This window comes from Gracilimonas sp. B-17 (assembly GCF_056857935.1).
In genome coordinates, this window is sequence record NZ_JBSXOA010000011.1 from 311,645 (window position 1) to 332,139 (window position 20,495).

The following is a 20,495-nucleotide window of genomic DNA, read 5'->3' on the forward strand; positions in this document are numbered from 1 at the left end:
TTTGTTAGGTAATTTGTTTGATTTAGATGTATTGAAAATGATCGGATCTGTATATAAATGATCCATACTGCTACGGAATCACATCAGAAGATCCCGTTTAGAAAATGATGGAAAAGCTTTTTAGAGGCTAGGGTGCGTTAATGGCTGTTCCACTCGTAAATGGAGCTAAGTGATAACTGAATAAAGGGTCTGAATCAAGGTTTGCTTCGTGAACCCCATCCTTTTGTTCACTTATCGTGAGTGTGCCGGATAGTTTTCCTTTAGGTGAAAATCCATCAGCAGGTATCAGGGAATAGGTCTGAGCCTGTTTTACAATAACAGCCTTGGCCATTCCGGATGAGGAATTCTGGTAGGAATTCCATTCCTGTATAAGCAGCTGATAAACATCGTTTTCATCCTGTGTATCATTCGGAACCGGCAGTTCAAAATCTTCAGCATGAGTTTTTACAAGAACAGAGGCCTGGCGAACAACTGATTCAAACCCCTCCTGAGAGGATGAAAGGTCTCTGATCTCGTCAACAACTCCGGAATTGATGTTGTTTTTCAGGTTTGACTGCAGCCATAGTGCAAAGGCATCGTGCGTTTCATGAACTCCGGCCGGTTTCAGGAAATAAATAATAATACCCGCCAGCAGCAGCGCAGCACCATACGATTGGATGATATGTCTCCGGAAAAATTTCATTCAGACCTAAAATATAAACAACTATAGATCCATTATGAATAGGAAATAAGAAAAATTACCTAAGTGGGTACCTTGGTCAATCTCTCAAATTCCTCTTTTAGGAATCGACCGGTATAAGAATTATCCAATTGGGAGACGTCTTCTGGTGTGCCGGTGGCTATGATCTCGCCGCCACCACGTCCACCTTCCGGCCCCATATCTATGATCCAGTCGGCTGCTTTGATCAGATCCAGGTTGTGTTCGATCACCATCACAGTGTTTCCTTTATTGACAAGTCGTTGAATGACATCTACCAGCATGCGTACATCCTGAAAATGGAGCCCGGTGGTTGGTTCGTCCATGACATAAAGGGTGTCTCCGGTTCCAACCTTTGAGAGTTCCCGGGCTAATTTGATACGCTGTGCTTCTCCACCTGATAGAGTAGTGGATGATTGGCCCAAAGTCAGATAACCAAGCCCGACGTCAACCATGGTTCCCAGGATACGACTGATAGCCGGTTGTGCATCAAAGAATTCTGCGGCTTCACTGATAGGCATTTTTAGTACATCCGAGATATTTTTGCCCTTATAATAGATCTCCAGGGTCTCTCGGTTATAGCGCTTACCATTGCAGGTTTCACAGGTTACATATACATCAGGCAGAAAATTCATCTCGATCTTGCGAACACCGTCACCATTACACTCTTCACAACGTCCACCTTTCACATTAAAAGAAAATCGTCCCTGATCGTATCCCCGGATCTTGGATTCCGGAAGCTCTGCAAATAAACGCCGAATATGATCAAACACCTTGGTATAAGTGCCAGGGTTGGAACGTGGCGTTCTTCCTATCGGGCTTTGATCGATGGATATGATCTTGTCAACATTATCCATTCCTTCTATGGAGTCGTAGGGCAGGGGAACGGTCTTTGACTTGTAAAAGTGATTAGAAAGGATCGGAACCAGAGTTTGATTGATAAGTGAGCTTTTGCCACTTCCACTCACACCGGTCACACAGATGAACTTGCCAAGTGGAACCTCAAGTTCCTGATTTTTCAAATTATGCCCACGAGCGTTCGTTATCCTTATCGATTTATCATGACCGCTCCGCCTTTCATCGGGGATGGCAATGACTTCCTCATCGTTCAAAAATTTTGCTGTATCTGAATTAGGGTCAAGTTCGTTGGGTTTTCCGGAAGTGACAATATGGCCACCATTTACGCCGGCCCCGGGGCCCAGATCCACCACAAAATCAGCATGCTCAATAGTTTCCCGATCGTGTTCAACCACAAGAACTGAATTTCCGAGATCCCTGAGGGTTTCAAGTGACCGAATGAGTTTGATGTTATCTCGCTGATGAAGTCCAATACTTGGCTCATCGAGAATGTAAAGTACCCCAACCAACTGGGTACCGATCTGAGTGGCCAGGCGTATTCGTTGTGCTTCACCGCCACTGAGTGTTTGAGCTTCACGGTCCAGGCTTAAATAGTTCAGCCCAACATTAAGCAGAAAGTCTAACCGGTCACGGACCTCTTTCAATACCTGATTCCCAATGATCTGCTGCCGTTCGGTCAGGCTTATCCCGTATAAGGTATCACGAAGTTCCTGAATATCCATTTGTACCAGGTCGTGAATGTTATAACCATCAATTTTATAGGAAAGAGCTTCCTTGTTAAGTCGGCCTCCCTCACAATCAGGGCAAGTCACCTTATCCATAAAGGCTTTGGCCTTATCTCGCTGCTTGTTAGACTTACTGTTGTGATACTGATCGGTAATGGTATTTCGCAGTCCTTCAAATTTATGCTTATAAGTAACAGAGTTATCTTTGAAATCATAACTGACCGAGAACTTCTCATCACCGCTGCCATTCATCAAAAGATCTTTCAACTCTTCAGGGTAGTCTTTGATCGGTGTATCAAAGTCGAGTTCAAAGGTTTTTAAAATGGCCTTCAGCTGCTTGAATACAAAAATGTCTCGTGGAGCACCAAGAAAACGGATACCACCCTCAGCCATACTTTGATCCTCATTAGGGACCAGTAATTCCCAGCTCACATCATAGGTATAACCAAGACCTTCACATGTTTTACAGTTACCGTATGGTGAATTGAAAGAAAATAGGTTGGGAGCCGGATCTTCATAAGCAAGTCCACTATCGGGATCGAATAGGTTCTGTGAATAAAGCTTATCCTTAAATTCATCCCCATCCTTCATGGCGAGAATCACATTCCCATCAGCCATCTCTAGTGCCAGTCGAATGCTTTCGGCAATACGCTTTTCACTTTTTTGTGAGATAACGAACCGATCCACCACGATCTCAATATTGTGGGTTTTATAGCGGTCCAGTTTCATGTCTTTTTCAAGGTCATGGAACTCACCGTCAATGCGGGCACTTACAAACCCTTGTTTGATCGTTTGCTCAAAAAGTTCACGATAATGTCCTTTCCGCCCGCGAACAACAGGAGCCAGGCAGTATGCCTTGGTCCCTTCAGGCATATCCAGAACATTAGCAACAACCTGATCAGCTGATTGTTTTTCCATTTTATTGCCGGTCTTATAGGAATACGGAGTTCCGACACGGGCATATAAAAGACGAAGAAAATCATAGATCTCAGTGACTGTCCCTACCGTAGAACGCGGGTTTCGGTTAGTGGTCTTCTGATCAATGGAGATAACAGGTGACAGACCGTCAATAAAATCTACTGCGGGTCTCTCCATCATCCCGAGAAACTGACGTGCGTATGCTGAAAGGGATTCGAGAAAACGGCGTTGACCTTCGGCATAGATAGTGTCAAAAGCGAGGGAGGATTTTCCCGAACCGGATAGGCCGGTTATGACAACCAGTTCGTCACGTGGGATATCAATATCTATATTTTTGAGGTTGTGTTCGCGTGCTCCGCGTACTACAATGTTATGCTGCAAGGGAATGTTTGTTTTTGAGATTCAGAACTTTACAAAATACAAAAACAGCTGACCGAATGCCTTCATTCCTTCAAAGAAAAGTCTGATTCACAAATTGAATACGAGTTCGAGAAAGGAACGAGATCTAAGATCAGGAAAAGTGGCTGTTATGGTCATTCCCGCGCAGGCGGGAAACCAATAATTGGCACGACTTCAACACTTGAAGCCTATCACCTTAACAGATATCAGGCCGGCACCAAGAAATGACTATGCCTGTATTCTATGACTGATGCTGCCGCGATATACTGTTGTATTCCCTCACAAAAAGACGATTTGGGAACATTCCCTCATCATCTTCAGAATAGTCAGGTTTGATCCGCTTCACAAAATACATCGGGACCTTTCCGGTGTATTTGGTCTCGATCTCGCCACGGGGTTCGCACTCGAAGAAATCTTTCACACGCTGATAGGTAGTTTCAGATATGTTGATCTGATTTTCATCAGAATGTTGTTCCAGCCTTGCCGCCAGATTCACGGTTTCTCCCCACATGTCGTAGGCAAACCGTTTTTTACCGATCACGCCAACAACAGCTTTACCGGTATGTATACCGATTCTGATAGGAAGGTAGGGGGTTTCCGATAGGCTCTTTTCACCAAATGACCGAACAAAGTCAACGATCTTTAGTGCGGCCAGGATTGAATCCACAGGATGAGTTGCATTACGGTCAGGCAAACCACCAGCTGCCATGTAGCTATCTCCAATGGTTTTGATCTTGATCATATTGTGTTGAGCCGTGAAATCATCAAATTTATCAAAATAAAAAGACAGGCTTTCGATCAGCTGATCCGCTGACAGGTCGGGAACTACCTTTGTAAAACCCACAAAGTCCGTGAACATGATCGTAGAGTCTTCATATCGTTCCGGATTTACGGTACCATAAGCCAAGAGGTTTTCAGCGATCTTTTCCGGGAAAATATTATGGATCAGTTCCTCATGTTCCTGCTTGGTGATCTCAAGTTCTTTATTGGCTGCATTCAACCCGCTCTGCATCTCACTGAGTTGATTGTTCTGAGCGAGGGTGTTTTTGTAGGTAGATATCAGAAGGTTTACGAGATGAGAGTAATCGGCCAGTACATTATAGGTCTTTCCTTCAATGTTTACTTCAACGGTACTCACCTCACTTACAGGTGGTGGAGGATTTTGAAGTAATTCCTCGATCTTTGAATAGAGGGTCTCATCATCATACGGTTTGGTAAGATAATTGTCGGCACCGGCCTCTATACCACGCATAATGTAATCGGTGGTGACCATAGAGGTAACCAGTATCAACGGGATCTTATTGAGGCGGGAGTCTTTTTTAATGCGTTCACAGAGTTCAAATCCATCCATGACAGGCATCTCAACATCACTCAGAATAAGGTCAGGATATTCAGTTCTTGCAAGTTCAAGGGCGTCTTCACCATTTTGAGCTGTTAAGACTTCGTACCCTTTTTGAATTAATTTGTGCCTTGTAAGCGTTACAAGAGCAGGATGATCGTCAACAACCAGAATGCGTGGTTTTGTCTCTAACATAGTGTGTTTTTTGTAATTCCCTCGAATATACGATTGATAGTCTTAATGTTTAAGAAAAATGAGCATTAAGCCGTAAAAACCAATAGTTTTAAACATCATTTAAAATAAGAAGATTTATGCCAGAAGTTATACGCAAAAATTGGTCACCCACTTCATGGAAGGATAAGCCTGTCAAACAACTGCCGGATTATCCGGATCAAAAAGAACTTGAGCAAAGTTATGAGATGCTGAAGGACCTTCCGCCATTGGTCACTTCCTGGGAAATAGATGCGTTGAAAAATAAGCTCGCTAATATTTCTGATGGAAATGGATTCTTACTGCAAGGCGGCGATTGTGCCGAAAGTTTTGACGCAACCAAGGCGCCCAAGATCGTTAATATGGTGAAGGTGTTATTGCAGATGAGCTTTATTTTAATACATGAAATGGGAATCCCTGTTCTGAGAGTAGGCCGAATTGCAGGACAGTATGCCAAACCACGGTCCAATGATTTTGAAACGGTGAACGGCAAAGAGATCCATAATTACCGGGGTGACCTTATCAATGGCTTTGAATCGGAATCAGGGATCAGAACGCCTGATCCTCAAAGATTGATCGAAGGATATCATAAGGCCGGTTTAACACTGAATTTTTTAAGAGCTCTCTCGGACGAAGGGTTTGCCGACCTCCACCATCCGGAACAGTGGGAACTCGACTTTATGCGTAATAACGAATATTATGCTGAATATGAGGATATGGTATCTTCTATCACCAAAGCGGTCAAGTTTGTGGAGGCTATCGCACCTGATACCTTTACTACCCTGCAGAAAGTGGATTTTTACACTTCTCATGAGGCTTTGAACCTGTACTATGATTCGGCTCAAACCCGACCGGTTCCACGAAAGCCCGGACACTTTAACCTAAGTGCCCATATGGTTTGGATCGGAAACAGAACCCGTGATCTGGACGGTGCCCATGTGGAATATTTCAGAGGAATAAATAATCCGGTGGGTATTAAGATCGGGCCTCCTTTCGAGATAGATGAGACCCTGAAACTTATCGAAACACTGAACCCTACCCATGAGAAAGGGAAGATCGTACTGATAACTAGGTTTGGTAAGGATGTCATTGAAAGAGAATTACCGGAATTGATACAGGCCGTTCGCAGGGAAGGCTTCCCGGTAGTATGGAGTTCGGATCCCATGCACGGAAATACCTTCAGCACTGATGGCGGTATCAAAACACGAAATTTTGATGATATCATCAGCGAGCTGCGGTCCGCCTTTGCAATACATCGCTCAGAGGGCAGTTACCTGGGTGGAGTACATCTTGAACTTACCGGTGATAATGTCACGGAATGTGTAGGTGGAGCCAAGGGACTTGAGGAAAATGAGTTGAATCGAAACTATGAGACTTTTTGTGATCCCCGTCTCAATTACGAGCAAAGCCTTGAAATGGCATTTCTGGTAGCAAGAGAGTGGAAGAACAGCCGGAGCTGATCAGATAGTCTGACATTCAGTTAAAATTCTGCCAAAACTGACACGATCCTGTCATACCTGAACAAACTGATATGACAACTTATCCCAAAAAAGTAACCGGTATGAAATTTCATCATATTCGTGTTGTCCGTCTGTCAGTTTAGATTAACTCTTGGTTGGTTGGCATTCCCATTGCATTACTATGGGTGAACAACAAACAAAAAAAGAGAGGCAATCATGGCACTTATCAAATATTCACGACCAAATCTTGATGTTCACTCAAGAAATTTCAGCGATATTCTGGATGAATTCTTTAACGATTCACTGAATTATCGAAAAGATTCCTTCATGCCAACCGTAGATATATCTGAGTCTGAGAACGACTTTCAGGTAGAAGTCTCGCTTCCAGGCATGAAGAAAGATGATATTAATGTTGACCTCGAGAACGGCCGTTTAACCATCAGTGGTGAGCGTAAGTTCGAAAATGAGGAAACAGGTAAAAACTACCATAGGGTAGAATCAAGTTACGGCTCATTCAGTCGTTCTTTTCAACTGCCCGATAGCATCGATGAAGACAGCATTGATGCCAGATATGAAAATGGTGTCTTGAACATCAATATTAAGAAGAGCGAAGAAAAGGTTAAGAAGCAGATCAAGATCTCATAAGCTTGATCTGATTGGTTAAGAGGACCGGGGTTCTGTGAAAAGAGCTCCGGTTTTTTTGTGATTTTTACAAGGCGTTTGAGGCTACGCACAATTTTAAAGCTTTCATGCGTTGTAATACCGTAAATCAAAACAGACTAACTTTTTAATTACAAATCATGAATACGACTGTAAGGAATATATTTGGAGTGGCTGCGGCCATTTTAGTTTTACTTGGATTCAATCTCGCTACAGATTCCGGTTCTGTGACATTTCCGACTGCTGAAAATGACAAGATAGAATCAGCTGAAAACAGATCGGTTAGCAGCCTTAAAGATTTTAATGATGCTATTGTTGATATAGCAGAAAAGACAAACCCATCCGTAGTTACGATCACAACAAAAAGAACTCAGGAAGTAAGAGTGGTCAACCCATTTTCGCAGTTCTTTGGGAACCCGGGAGACCAGGGGGAAACACGTGAGAGGACTCAGCGTGGATTAGGTTCAGGGGTGATCGTATCTGAAGAGGGATACATACTAACCAATAATCACGTAATAGCTGATTCAGATGAGATCACAGTTAGAATGTTCAACGGTAATGAAGTTAATGCCGAATTGGTGGGGGCAGACCCACAGACAGATATTGCCGTTTTAAAGGTGGATGTAGATAATTTACCGGCTATTGTTATGGGTAATAGTGACAACTTGAAAGTAGGATCGTTAGTGCTTGCGATCGGAAGTCCATTGCAAGAAGCTCTTGCACATACCGTTTCTTTTGGTATTGTAAGTGCCCGTGGAAGAAATATTGGCCTCATTCAAAATGCAGAAGAGCAATGGGTTGGATATGAAAATTTTATTCAAACAGATGCTGCTATTAATCCAGGAAACTCAGGCGGTGCCTTAATAGATGTTAACGGGCAACTTGTTGGAATTAACTCTGCTATAGCTTCTCGTTCAGGTGGAAATGATGGAATTGGTTTTGCAATTCCTATCAACTTGGCGGAACGAATCATGAATGACTTGATTGATGATGGAGAAGTTAGCCGCGGTTACCTAGGAATGTTCATGGCTGGAGAAGTCGATCAGATTATGGCACAAGCTCTGGGTCTTGACGGTGGTGTACGTGGTGTGATAGTAGGACGCGTTGAAGAAGGTGGTCCTGCAGATGATGCCGGATTGCAGCCACAAGATGTTATTGTTACCATGGATGGTGAACAAGTCCAAAACTGGAGTGCATTTAGGACTGCAATTGCTTCTAAGATTCCCGGCGATCAAGTAGTATTAGGTATAATTCGTGACAGTGAAAAAATGGAATTAACTGTGACTCTGGGTGAGCGTCCACGTGAAGAGGTTGCAACTTTAAATCCGGAGCAAGGTGAATCTATGGAAGAAAGTCTTGGATTTTCTGTTACAGAATTGAGTGCTTCCATCAAAGAACAGCTACAGCTTGATTCTGACACAGAAGGGGTGGTAGTCCGGAATATCAATGAAGGAAGTGTAGCCTACGAGAGGGGTTTACGCCGGGGAGATGTGATTACCCGTGTCAAACGAAATGCGGTAACAAGTACTACTGAATTCTATGAAGAAGTTGAAGTTGCTATAGAAGGAGGAGACGAAGTACTGCTACTTACGGTTCTAAGGAACGATATCGAGCAATTTGTTGCTTTTGAATTATAGAAGATTTTGTACCCCAAAACCAAGACCATGGTCCCTGATACGGACCATGGTTTCTATCTAACTGATTGAGAAACTCTATTGATCGAAAGAGTATTTACGAATAATTACTAGGAATCTTTCTTTTAATGTTTTTATCTTTCAGGCGAAGAAATTAAAGATTTTGTACCCCGAAAAACCCAAACCCTGAGTTCTGATACAGCTCAGGGTTTTTTTATGTCTATGATTTACATAAAGATATGACCCATTTTGTCAAATTCATGATCCTATCTTCGCTTTCAGGCAGTTCAACAATGGGTTTTTTAAGTAATTACTGAAATTATGTCAATATCCGGGTATAGGCACGATTTTGGTCATATTAAGATCAGAAACAAGAGAAAAATGGAGATCATAATATGAACTTGAACAAATTTACGCTTAAAGCACAGGAGGCCGTTCAAAAAGCACTGGAGCTCGCACAAAGCGGGAACAATCAGGCTGTTGAACCGGCTCATATTTTAAAAGCTTTTCTGAGTGATCAGGATAGCATAGTTAACACATTATTGGGTAAGCTTGGGGCTAATCCATCGGCCATTAAAAATGTAGTGGATTCCATTCTGGAACGCCTGCCAAAAGTACAAGGCGCATCCGTTTCGGGCCAATATTTATCGAACACCAGTAAAGAGCTGTTTGATATAGCCCAAAAGGAAGGTACAAAATTGGGTGATGTGTATATCAGCTCGGAGCATGTACTGATCGGTATGGCGAGTATCAAAGGTGAGATCGCCAGCCTGTTGAATGATCAGAATGTGACCAAGGAAAATATCCTGAAAGTGCTTCAGGATGTTCGGGGTAACCAGAGCGTGGATGATCCCAATGCCGAAAGCCGGTATGGGGCCCTGAAAAAGTATGGTCGTGACCTGAACGAACTGGCCGAAAAGAATAAACTGGATCCCGTTATTGGCCGTGACCAGGAGATCAGGCGTGTGATGCAGATCCTTACGCGGCGTACCAAGAATAATCCCGTTCTGATCGGTGAACCCGGTGTGGGTAAGACCGCCATTGCTGAAGGTATGGCCCTGCGAATAGTACGCGGTGATGTACCTGAAGGACTTAAATCAAAGCGCATTGTAGCTCTTGATATGGGTTCACTGGTTGCCGGTACCAAATTCCGCGGTGAGTTTGAAGAACGACTCAAAGCCGTGGTCAAGGACGTAAATGATTCTGATGGGGAAGTGATCCTCTTTATTGATGAAATTCATACCCTGGTTGGAGCCGGAGCTACGGAAGGCGCCATGGATGCAGCCAATATCCTGAAGCCGGCACTGGCACGGGGAGAACTCCATGCCATCGGTGCTACCACACTGGATGAATATCGAAAATACATTGAAAAAGACAAGGCTCTCGAACGCCGACTTCAAACCGTGTTGGTGGGTGAACCAAGTGTAGAAGATACCGTTTCTATCCTAAGAGGATTACAGGAGCGATATGAAGTACACCACGGGGTTCGCATTACAGATGCGGCTGTGGTTGCAGCAGCAGAGCTTTCACATCGCTACATTGCTGATCGGTTCCTGCCGGACAAAGCCATTGACCTGATCGATGAGGCAGCTTCACGGTTACGATTACAAATTGATTCTCTGCCGGAGGAATTGGACGCCATAGAGCGACAGATCCGCCAGCTGGAGATCGAGCGTGAGGCTTTGAAACGGGAAAAGGATCAGTCCAAGATGAAGGGCATCGAGAAGGAGCTGGCCGACCTTGAAGAGCAGCGCAAAACCATGCGTGTTCAGTGGGAACAGGAGCGTGAGCTCATCCAAAAGGTGCGTGATACCAAGCAGGCCATTGATGATGCCCGAAACGAAGCGGACAAGGCCGAGCGTCAAGGTAATTATGAGAAAGTAGCTGAATTGAGATACGGAACCATCACCAAGCTGGAAGATGAGCTGGAAAACGCTCAAACCAAACTGGATGAAATGCAGGAAGATCAGTCCCTTCTGAAAGAGGAAGTGGATGCCGAGGATATAGCGGACATCGTATCCCGGTGGACAGGTATTCCGGTGCGCAAGATGCTGCAAAGTGAGCGTAAGAAATTACTTCACCTGGAAGAGGTGCTGCATAAACGAGTGATCGGGCAGGACAAAGCCATCGAGGCGGTATCGAATGCGGTTCGTAGATCGCGGGCCGGACTTCAGGACGAACAGAAACCGATTGGTTCGTTCTTCTTTCTCGGTTCAACCGGTGTGGGTAAGACTGAGCTGGCTCGTTCACTGGCAGATTTTCTCTTTAATGATGAAAATGCCATGATCCGCATTGATATGAGTGAGTACATGGAGAAACACAGTGTCAGCCGTCTGGTTGGTGCTCCTCCGGGCTATGTGGGATATGATGAAGGGGGTCAGTTAACGGAAGCCGCTCGCCGGCATCCTTACTCGGTTATCCTTCTGGATGAGATCGAGAAAGCCCACCCGGATGTATTCAATATTCTGCTTCAGGTGCTGGATGAAGGTCGCCTGACAGACAACAAAGGCGTAACGGTGGACTTCAAGAACACCATCATCATCATGACTTCCAATATCGGTTCACACCTGATCTCCAATGAGATCGAGAAATCGGGTGGTAAAATGTCTGATGAAAAGTATGATGAGCTTCAGAACAAGCTGATCGAACAGCTCAAGCAGACGATCCGGCCTGAGTTCCTGAATCGTGTGGACGACACGATCGTGTTCCATCCACTGGGGCAAGAGCACATCCGGGCTATTGTGGATATTCAAATGAGACGCGTTCACGAAATGCTAGCCAAGAGCCATGTGAAGCTGGATATTCCGGACAATGTGAAAGACTGGCTGGCAGTACGAGGATACGATCCGGTTTATGGAGCCCGTCCGCTGAAGCGTGTGATACAGCAGAATATCACCAATAAACTGGCTTCATTGCTGATCAGTAGGGATGAGGAAGGCCCGGTTCATTTCGAGGCAACCATGAGCAAAAATGGGGAATCCATTGAATTTGCTGAGGTTGTGGAAGATGCGGAAGCCTGGGCGGAAGCGGATTAAGAATTAAAAATTCAAAATGAAAGATTAAAAATGGGTTGTGGTGAAAGCTACAGCTCATTTTTGTTTTGCACAATTTTGACTCCCCTCCCTGAAAAATCAGTGAACTGATTTTTCTGTCCCTCCGGAGGGATACAGGTTATTCTCATTCCGAACGTCCCGTTCGGAATGCCTGCCGGAACCTCAAGTTCCTTGTCTTTGGGTGAGACCTTGGTGCCGAAGCAGATCAGGTTATCTAAAAAATAATACCTACACCATAAAACTAACCCTATTTCAACTCTACGATTGTAACCCCGGCGCCACCTCTTTCAATAGGAGCCGTTTCCACACGTTTTACATCATTACGGGTGTTTAAATAAGATTGGATCTGGCTTCTCAGTATGCCATCTCCTTTACCATGAATGATCTCAACCTGATTCATATTTCTGAATACTGCGCGGTCAATGTATTGAGTGACTTCATGTAAGGCATCCTCGGTTCTCATTCCACGTACTTCAAGGGACGGTTTTACGAGACCTTTGGTAAGTTCACTATCACCCACAATGACCGATGAACGGGCCTTTGACCTCTTTTTCTTTTTAGGCTGCTCCACTTTCACCAGGTTCTTATACTTGGTCTTAAGTCTGAGCCCCCCGGCCTGAACCACTGCGTTTTTCCCATTGATCTCAACCAACTCTCCCGTTGTATGGCCATCTTTGAACCGAACATGGTCTCCAGTTTTAGGTGGGTCTTCGGTGACCTGTTCCCGTTCTTCTTTTTTTTCTTCAATTTCCTGAAGTGACCGATCAATATCTTTCTTTTCCTGATCCACTTCCTTACGGATCTCTTTGATCTCTTCCTTGTCCGCCTTATTCTGCTCAACGATGCGCTGTACCGCCTGTTCTACCCGTTGATTGGCAGAATCCATGATGGATTTGGCTTCCTTCAGAGCCTTCTCGCGGATCTTTTCCTTATCTTTTTCAATAGCTTGAATCTTATTTTCAAATTTTTTCCGTTCTGATTCTGCCTTGGCCTGAAGGGAGGTGTATTTATCCTTTAACTCAGCAGCTTGCTGGGATTTGGTTTCCAATTCAGTAATAAGCGATTCCATCCTATTCTTAGCCTCCCCCAGCAATACCCTCGCTCGTTTAAGTACATTATCGTCAAGCTTCATGCGCTGGGCGATCTCAAAAGCGTAACTGCTTCCGGGTATTCCTTTCTTGAACCGGTATGTGGGAGAAAGTGTTGCCTGATCGAACTCCATGGATCCGTTTACCGCCATCGGGTGCTCGTGTGCAAATACTTTAAGTGACCCATGGTGAGTAGTTACAATGACTTTGCAGTCCTGCTCAAGCATACGTTCAATAAACGACTGGAAGAGGGCTCCACCTTCCTCAGGGTCGGTACCGGCTGCCGCTTCATCGATCAGCACCAGACTACCGGCCTCAAAATGCTTTATGGTTTCCCGCATCCATTGAAGTCGTGATGAAAAGGTACTCAGGTCATCTTCAATGGATTGGTCATCCCCCATATCTACAAATATTCCGTTGAAGATAGGAAGCTCAGAAGTTGGGTCGGCCGGTACTCCAAAACCTGACTGAATCATAAGTGATAACAGCCCAACTGTTTTCATGGCAACAGATTTACCGCCCGCATTTGGACCGGTGATCATAAGGCAGCGTTCATCCTCTTCCATCTTCAAAAATAAAGGAATGATGGTTTCCCGGTCTTCTTTTTTACGGACGTTGAGGTTCTTGAGCCGTAAGATCGGGTTATAGGCTTCCTTTACACTCAGGTAATTCTTTTTGGCCAGAATGGGAATTTGACCTTCAAGCTTTTTGGTGAGCTTGGCCTTCGCTGCGATCACATCGATTTTGGCAAGGAACAGGGTGTTTTGATCAATATAATCTCTGCTCTTTCGGACATGATTGGTCAGTTCCCGGAGGATCCGTTCGATCTCCCGTTGTTCTTCAGCTTCAAACTGTCGGATCTCATTATTCATGTTCAGGGCTTCAACCGGCTCGATGTAAACCGTTTGCCCGCTTGAAGAAACATCATGCACAAAACCCTGTACTTTTCTTTTGAACTCAGCCTGAATTGGGATCACCATCCGGCCATTACGTATTGTGGCGCCTTCATCAGAGGTCATGCCATCTTTAGCTGCTTTGCTCATGGCCCGGTTTATGGTACCACGCAGATCACTTTTTCTCTTGTTTAATTTTCTTCGAATGGATTGAAGTTCAGGACTGGCATCATCCCTGAGTTCACCATGGTCTGTGACCTTTTCTTTTATGCTTTTTTCGAGATCCTTCATCGGGATAAGACCTTCCGAAACCTTACCAAGCTCCGGATATTCTTTGTCTCTTTGCCTGATAAAACTTTTAACCCTGCGGGTAACGGAACAGATCTTAAGGATATCAACAAAGGCCGGAAGGGGGATGAGGCTTCCCTCAGCTTTGGAAGCTGAGAGGTAGTCTCGTATCTCGGGAACCTCACCCAATGGAAAAGGATCAGGGTCTTCGAGAATCTGCAACATTTCGGCTGTCTGCCCGGTTAGCAGTTCTACCCGTTTAGGATCGGAGGTAGGCCGTAAAGATTCGAGAAGTTCTTCTGAACGAACAGACTGAGTAAGATTCAGAGCAGCTATCCGAATTTGCTCAAAACCAAGTTTATCTAAAAGGGAATCGGGGTATATCTTCATTAATGAGTTTTGGACTGAAATTGCTAACCCCTAAAGATAAAGGTAGCAGCACTCGTTCCCAAGCAGGCTTTGGAGGTGCACTGTTCGCTCCAACGCAGAGTGTAAGAGCGAGATCGGGGTTATCCTGGAATCGTTCCCAAGCTCCTGCTTGGAGAACGCCCCTTAGAAGCTCCTGCTTCAAATTCTAATGTAAGGAGTAAATTTATTACTGCTCTTACTGTGAAAAAAGTCTTGGGAAGAAGCAGATACAAAATTCACCAGGAACACTATCCATATTTTCTCACAAGTAGCATTGTTGACGGAATTCCTCTATTCAAAGATCCGATAATTGTAGATCGTGTCCTGAAAGGTTTAAACTTTCTTCAAACTGATCGGGAGGTTGAATTAAATGCCTATGTGATAATGGAGAATCATATACATTTAATTGCTAGGGCAGAGGAACTTTCAAAGCATATCAAGAACTTTAAGGCATTTACAGCACATCAAATTATTCAGTATCTGAATGAGAATAGGAAATACAAAACCTTACATTTTTTGATGAGAGCTAAACTGAAACATAAAATCGAAAGTAAATATCAGGTTTGGCAGGAAGGTTTTCATCCCATGCAATTATTCAATTATAAAATAATGGCTCAAAAGCTTGATTACATTCACTTTAATCCTGTTAAAAGAGGATATGTTGATGACCCGGTTCATTGGAGATATTCATCAGCAAGAAATTATAGGGGTAAAGAAGGATTGATCCCAGTGACGGTTTTTGGAGGTTGATATGGTCTTTTTTTGAAGCAGGAGCTTCACCATTGTCGTTCCCAAGCCGGAGCTTGGGAACGAGTCTTATTATAAGTGGTTTAAAATAAATTATTAGGGGGGGAGGTTTTATAAACTGTACTTAACTCCACCTAGTATCCAGCGACCGGGAAGGGGGGCACCAAGGATCTCCTGATATTGTGTGTCAGTCAGATTGAGAACCTGTGAATATAACTGTATTCGCCCATCAAGAGGCTTATAAGCCACCCTCAGATCGGTTACAAAATATTCTTCAGGAACATCAGCATTTATTAGGGCATCCGATTGCTCAGATCGTACGTTATATTTTGACACAGTCTGAATGGATATATCTCCAGCATTCAAGGAAAAGTTCAGGCTCACCTGATGGGATGGATGGTTGGCAATATAGCGGGACACCGTATTACCATCACTTTCGGTCTTGATGTAGGTGTAACCGGCTTCAGTTCTCAGGTTGCTATTTGAGGTCAGTTTGCTGGTCAGTGCAGAAATAAACTCCAATCCGATCACATCACTTTCCGAGATATTGGAGGCATAAAAGTAATCTTCACCCGATATGAGGTTATCGGCGTTACTGATCGAAGAAGCGTTAGTGAGAGCATAATCGATGAGATTACTGGAGGAACGATAGAAAAAGGTTGGAGATATAAGCAGGTTGTTAGTTGGCGTGATATCCAGACCGAGGTCAAAAGTGGTTGATTCTTCAGGCAGAAGGTCAGGATTACCAATATTTCTGCCGGGGGTCAGATCCGGAATTTCGGATGATATATATCGTTCAGTGAAATCCCCCTCACGGATAGCCCGGCCAATGGAAGTTCGTACAACAACGGGCCCCGCATCGTATGCAGCACTGATCTGTGGAAGAAAGGAAAGGTCACTGATAGGATTGAACTGCAATCTGAGGCTTGAGGTCATACTCAGGCCGGATTCAAAACTCATATTATGGATACCGTAAACTCCCCATGAGGTGTTTTCATGGTCACCCCGATCTGTACTCACGATCTGTTTATTCAGAACCTGACCACCGATCATGAAGCGCATAAAATTCAGAGATCCCGATAACGAGGAAAGCTGACCGGAGTCTAGTTCATATTGGTGAGAAGCATTTAAAAATATAAGGTCTGTTTCATGGACATTAGCCGGGGCAATGGCAGCATTGAAATCAAAAATATCTTCAACCTGGCGGTATGATGCATTGATCTCCGACCGGTGATTGCCGTTTTCATAGGTTAGAGCCGATAGAGCCCATCGGCTGTCAATGCTTTCAACTGATTCATCATAGATACTTCGAGTATAGAAATAACGGGCATTGAAATCACGGTTTTCGATACCTGAGCGGACATACCAGTTCCAGTTGCTGCCAAGGTTAACTGCCAGGGCCGCCGATAGGTTCATCATGTCGAAATAGGAGTTGTAATTCTCTTCAGATGACACACCTTGTTCAAATCCCGGGTTCTGATATTGTTCTCCGTCAGAGTATGCACTGCGGAAGGATGTGCTGAACCGAATATTCTTTTTGGCTACACCCGCAGTGGCATCGATGATACGAAGGGCATTTTCACCTGCAGAGACATCAAAGTTGGTGCGTGTTTGAAGCTTTTCGGCAGCTTCGATCTCCTTCATCATATATGTTTTTGTTTTGATATGTACCACGCCGCCAACGGCATCGGCTCCATAAGAGGTACTTGCGGGCCCCCGGATCAACTCTATTTGTGCGATCTCGGACAGGGCAACCGGAATATTTGTATTGAAATGTGCAGTCAAAGGGTCGTTAAGAGGAGTGTTATCAAGAAGAAACATCACCTGTGAAAAGGTGCTTCCCCGCACGCCTACATCGGCCTGCACGCCAAAGCCAGCACGACCGTTAATATTGACTCCCGGAAGGCTTCGTAGCAGATCATCTACCGATTGAACCGGCATTTCCTGAATATCTGCCTGAGTAATGACAGAGACATTCTTTCCGCTTTCTGAAATGGTAGTTGTGATACGTGATGCGGTCACATCAATTGAGTCCAGCTCAGCTTTGATCTGTCCAAATGACAATTCAGTTGCAAAGAAGAGCAGACCAATAGTAATTATAGTTCTCATAGGATTTTGTTTGATGAATAGGTCTGAATTTCCGCAAAGATACATATCCATTGACCGGAAATACCAATCGAATTGCTATTTAGATGTTAACCTTATTGGTGTTTTAAGTGATAAAGATTTACAAAACAAAGCTTTTACATCTATGAAAAATGACAGTACTTTGTTTGTGAAACGGAAGAGAAACAAGCGTATTTAATTTTATGAAGCTTTCCATATTTCAGGTTGATGCATTTACAGACTCATTATTTTCAGGAAATCCTGCGGCTGTGGTCCCTTTGGATGAATGGTTGACGGATGAACAAATGCAGAAAATAGCTGCGGAAAATAATCTCTCAGAGACGGCTTTTTTTACGAAAGAAGGAGAGAGCTATCGATTGAGGTGGTTTACACCCACTACAGAAGTTGATCTGTGCGGACACGCAACCCTGGCTACTGCACATGTGCTTTTTTCGCAACTTGGATATGAAGAACCTGAGATCGTCTTTAAAACCAAGAGCGGGGTATTAACGGTAGGAAGGGAACAGGACCTGCTTCGAATGAATTTTCCGGCTGTCAGTATGCCGAAAGTTGAAGCACCTGATGTATTGTTCAGGTCATTGGGGATACAACCGATTTCGGAGGTTTACAAAACAGATGACTACATGATCGTCCTGAAATCTGAACAGGAGGTGGCAAATATACAACCCGATATGAAAATGCTGAGGGAAATACCTGCACGCGGCGTGATCGTAACAGCCAAAGGGAATAAGGTGGATTTTGTATCCCGATTCTTTGCTCCACAATCAGGAGTGGATGAGGATCCGGTTACCGGTTCGGCTCACACTAAAAGTGCCCCTTACTGGAGTGAAAAACTGGGTAAAAATGAGCTTATAGCTCGGCAGATCTCACAACGAGGTGGAGACCTTATTTGCCGCATGAAGGGAGATAGGGTTGAAATACTTGGTCATGCCGTCACTTACCTAACAGGGGAGATTGACCTTGGGTGAGATCATTGTTTTACTCATCATTGGACTTGGAGCCGGGGTACTTGCCGGACTCCTGGGAATTGGAGGCGGGATCATATTCACCCCGGTTTTGTATGTTCTATTTAGCGGAGCCGGAGTAGAGGATCCTGTGATCTGGACTATTGCATCCGCATTATTTTGTACGTTCATAGCGGCCTCAGGCAGCCTGGTAAGGCAGTATATCCAAAAGAATGTGTTTTTAAGGGAGGGACTGTTGCTTGGGGTGATGGGAGCGATCGGTATCTATGTCGGAAAGCAGGTGTTAACCTCCCCTTATTATAAAGAAACCGAATTTGTGATCTTTTTCTCGTTAATGCTTATCTATGTTTCATGGATGATGTTCAGGAGGGGGCGTGATACTTCAAGTGAGATAGAAAGGACTTACGCAGATATGAATATTGACAGTTCTCTTGTTACCGGTGGTATTGGAGGTTTTGTGGCCTCCCTGGCCGGAGTTGGAGGAGGAGGCGTGATGGTACCGATCATGAATCTGTTCTACAAGCAACCCTTTCGGAAAGCTGTAAGTGTCTCACACTTGGGTATGATCATCATGGTTACCACCGGCTGGCTTCAGCTTGCCTTTGAACCGGGAGCTGTTTCCGGAATCACGGATTTCAACATCGGTTATGTTGATTTCGGAGCTGCTTTTCCATTGTCTGTTGGCGGTTTGTTAGGGGGGTTCGGAGGCGCTTACCTGAATCATAAAATTAACCGCAAGTGGTTGCAATGGGGATTTGGAGTGCTTGCCATAGCCATGGCCGGTCGGCTGATCTGGTCAATCCTATAGCTGGCAGTGAGTCAGGCTTCATAATTGCCCGGCAGATATCAGTCTTTCATTTTTTGAGATGAGGAAAACGCTAGTCTCTGGTGAGTAAATAGTGTATGAATGTAATAATAGGAATCGGTTGCGTGTTATTGATCCCCGATTTAGAATCTTTTTAACTCCTCACGCAACCGAATACCATTACAAGTCTGTTTAAGTAATTACTCCGAATATGCAACTGTATTTATTAGTAATACCAAAAAAGCATCTTTAGTAAGAGTTCTTTGGGTTGCAATTTATTGAATTTACTGGCTTTGCTGATCTTTATCTTGCAGACGGAGTCGAATACGATCCATCGCTTGAATAGCTTCTTCTGCATCCCCGGTCATATCATGGAGTCGCTGACGTAGTCGATCCATATCGCGTTGCATATCGCGATCACGGGTCATATCCCGGTCTTGAAGCATTAGATTACATTGCTCAGTTGCATTTTTCATATTACCAATTGTTAATCCTAATTGTTCTCCAAAGCGATACATGTGCCGATATTGATTTTGCAACTGTTCGTTTTGAGTTTGTTGCATCTTACGATTCATCTCCTGGTTCATAGTATGAGTACGTTCCTGAAGTTGATTTACCCGCTGCATCATTTGTTGATTTTGTTGCATGATCTGTTGTTGCTGCTGTTGCTGCTGCTGCCCGGTTTGTTGGGCCATGATAGTTGCAGACAGCAAAAGTAACATGACAAAAGTACTGATCATGTTAAGTGTTTTTTTCATGATGGTCTCCTAAAAGAATATTTATTGGAGTTTAAGTGATAAATGTTCAGACAAAGGTTACTAATAAATACTTTAAGCGATTCAGTGTGATTTACTGATAGACGTGTAATTCATCATACATTGTTTGTGTAGGAGTCTTTCCTACAAATAGGATGAAATAGGCTGACAAGTACAAAACAAAGGGTAAAGTCCTTTCTGGATTAAAAGTTAGCTTGAACTGATCTATGTCGATATAAATTGCCTGATCGAATAATGCAGCAGTTACAAAATACTGAAAGCTCCTCTATTGACCTGCAAACTTAGGCTCCAAAATCTTACAAAACTGATAGTTATAACCTGTATCAATTACAGGATGATACTGTACAATTATTTTAATCATGATGTTAGAAATTAAGGTCGGGGTAAATGGGGTAAAACCTGATACCTACATTAAATGAAATGTAAACTAAAGTACAAAGAGGCA

Annotated in this window: 13 protein-coding genes; 7 read left to right on the forward strand and 6 right to left on the reverse strand. The window is 44.0% G+C overall.

Features of this window, described 5'->3' with window-relative positions; all coding sequences use genetic code 11:
• Window positions 1–127: 127 nt before the first annotated feature.
• The 3 genes from AC13FX_RS06210 to AC13FX_RS06220 form a co-directional block, all read right to left on the reverse strand.
• Window positions 128–682 (reverse strand): hypothetical protein, encoded by a 555-nt coding sequence (locus AC13FX_RS06210; RefSeq protein ID WP_482879661.1) that lies wholly within the window; start codon window positions 680–682, stop codon window positions 128–130.
• Between the two features lie 59 nt (window positions 683–741).
• Window positions 742–3,579: an excinuclease ABC subunit UvrA gene (gene uvrA / locus AC13FX_RS06215; RefSeq protein WP_482879662.1), complete on the reverse strand. Its 2,838-nt coding sequence runs from the start codon at window positions 3,577–3,579 to the stop codon at window positions 742–744.
• Between the two features lie 259 nt (window positions 3,580–3,838).
• Window positions 3,839–5,131: an adenylate/guanylate cyclase domain-containing protein gene (locus tag AC13FX_RS06220; protein WP_482879663.1), complete on the reverse strand. Its 1,293-nt coding sequence runs from the start codon at window positions 5,129–5,131 to the stop codon at window positions 3,839–3,841.
• Window positions 5,132–5,247: 116 nt separating this feature from the next.
• Here AC13FX_RS06220 and AC13FX_RS06225 point away from each other — a divergent pair, with 116 nt between their 5' ends.
• The 4 genes from AC13FX_RS06225 to clpB all read left to right on the forward strand — a co-directional run bounded on the left by AC13FX_RS06225 (window position 5,248) and on the right by clpB (window position 11,935).
• Window positions 5,248–6,606 carry a class II 3-deoxy-7-phosphoheptulonate synthase gene (locus AC13FX_RS06225; RefSeq protein WP_482879664.1) on the forward strand — a complete coding sequence of 453 codons (1,359 nt, stop codon included), beginning with the start codon at window positions 5,248–5,250 and terminating at the stop codon, window positions 6,604–6,606.
• A gap of 216 nt (window positions 6,607–6,822) precedes the next feature.
• On the forward strand, window positions 6,823–7,251 hold the full coding sequence (locus AC13FX_RS06230; RefSeq protein ID WP_482879665.1) for an Hsp20/alpha crystallin family protein: 429 nt from the start codon (window positions 6,823–6,825) through the stop codon (window positions 7,249–7,251).
• 155 nt (window positions 7,252–7,406) lie between these two features.
• A complete protein-coding gene (locus AC13FX_RS06235; protein ID WP_482879666.1) occupies window positions 7,407–8,903 on the forward strand; it encodes a Do family serine endopeptidase in 1,497 nt (498 codons plus the stop codon).
• A 392-nt stretch (window positions 8,904–9,295) separates the two neighbouring features.
• A complete protein-coding gene (clpB, locus tag AC13FX_RS06240) occupies window positions 9,296–11,935 on the forward strand; it encodes an ATP-dependent chaperone ClpB (RefSeq protein ID WP_482879667.1) in 2,640 nt (879 codons plus the stop codon).
• A 265-nt stretch (window positions 11,936–12,200) separates the two neighbouring features.
• Here the strand turns inward: clpB and AC13FX_RS06245 are convergent, their stop codons facing one another.
• A complete protein-coding gene (locus AC13FX_RS06245; protein ID WP_482879668.1) occupies window positions 12,201–14,612 on the reverse strand; it encodes an endonuclease MutS2 in 2,412 nt (803 codons plus the stop codon).
• Window positions 14,613–14,831: 219 nt separating this feature from the next.
• Here AC13FX_RS06245 and AC13FX_RS06250 point away from each other — a divergent pair, with 219 nt between their 5' ends.
• On the forward strand, window positions 14,832–15,380 hold the full coding sequence (locus tag AC13FX_RS06250) for an REP-associated tyrosine transposase (RefSeq protein ID WP_482879670.1): 549 nt from the start codon (window positions 14,832–14,834) through the stop codon (window positions 15,378–15,380).
• Window positions 15,381–15,488: 108 nt separating this feature from the next.
• Here AC13FX_RS06250 and AC13FX_RS06255 read toward each other — a convergent pair whose 3' ends face one another.
• Window positions 15,489–17,486, reverse strand: coding sequence for a TonB-dependent receptor plug domain-containing protein (locus AC13FX_RS06255; protein WP_482879671.1), 1,998 nt, complete (start codon window positions 17,484–17,486; stop codon window positions 15,489–15,491).
• A 200-nt stretch (window positions 17,487–17,686) separates the two neighbouring features.
• Here AC13FX_RS06255 and AC13FX_RS06260 point away from each other — a divergent pair, with 200 nt between their 5' ends.
• Both AC13FX_RS06260 and AC13FX_RS06265 read left to right on the forward strand, forming a co-directional pair.
• Entirely contained in the window at window positions 17,687–18,472 is a 786-nt protein-coding gene (locus AC13FX_RS06260) for a PhzF family phenazine biosynthesis protein (RefSeq protein WP_482879672.1), read from the forward strand.
• Window positions 18,465–19,277 (forward strand): sulfite exporter TauE/SafE family protein, encoded by an 813-nt coding sequence (locus AC13FX_RS06265; protein WP_482879673.1) that lies wholly within the window; start codon window positions 18,465–18,467, stop codon window positions 19,275–19,277. The genes AC13FX_RS06260 and AC13FX_RS06265 overlap by 8 nt, the downstream gene beginning before the upstream one ends.
• A gap of 281 nt (window positions 19,278–19,558) precedes the next feature.
• Here AC13FX_RS06265 and AC13FX_RS06270 read toward each other — a convergent pair whose 3' ends face one another.
• Window positions 19,559–20,032, reverse strand: coding sequence for a hypothetical protein (locus tag AC13FX_RS06270; RefSeq protein ID WP_482879674.1), 474 nt, complete (start codon window positions 20,030–20,032; stop codon window positions 19,559–19,561).
• Window positions 20,033–20,495: the final 463 nt, after the last annotated feature.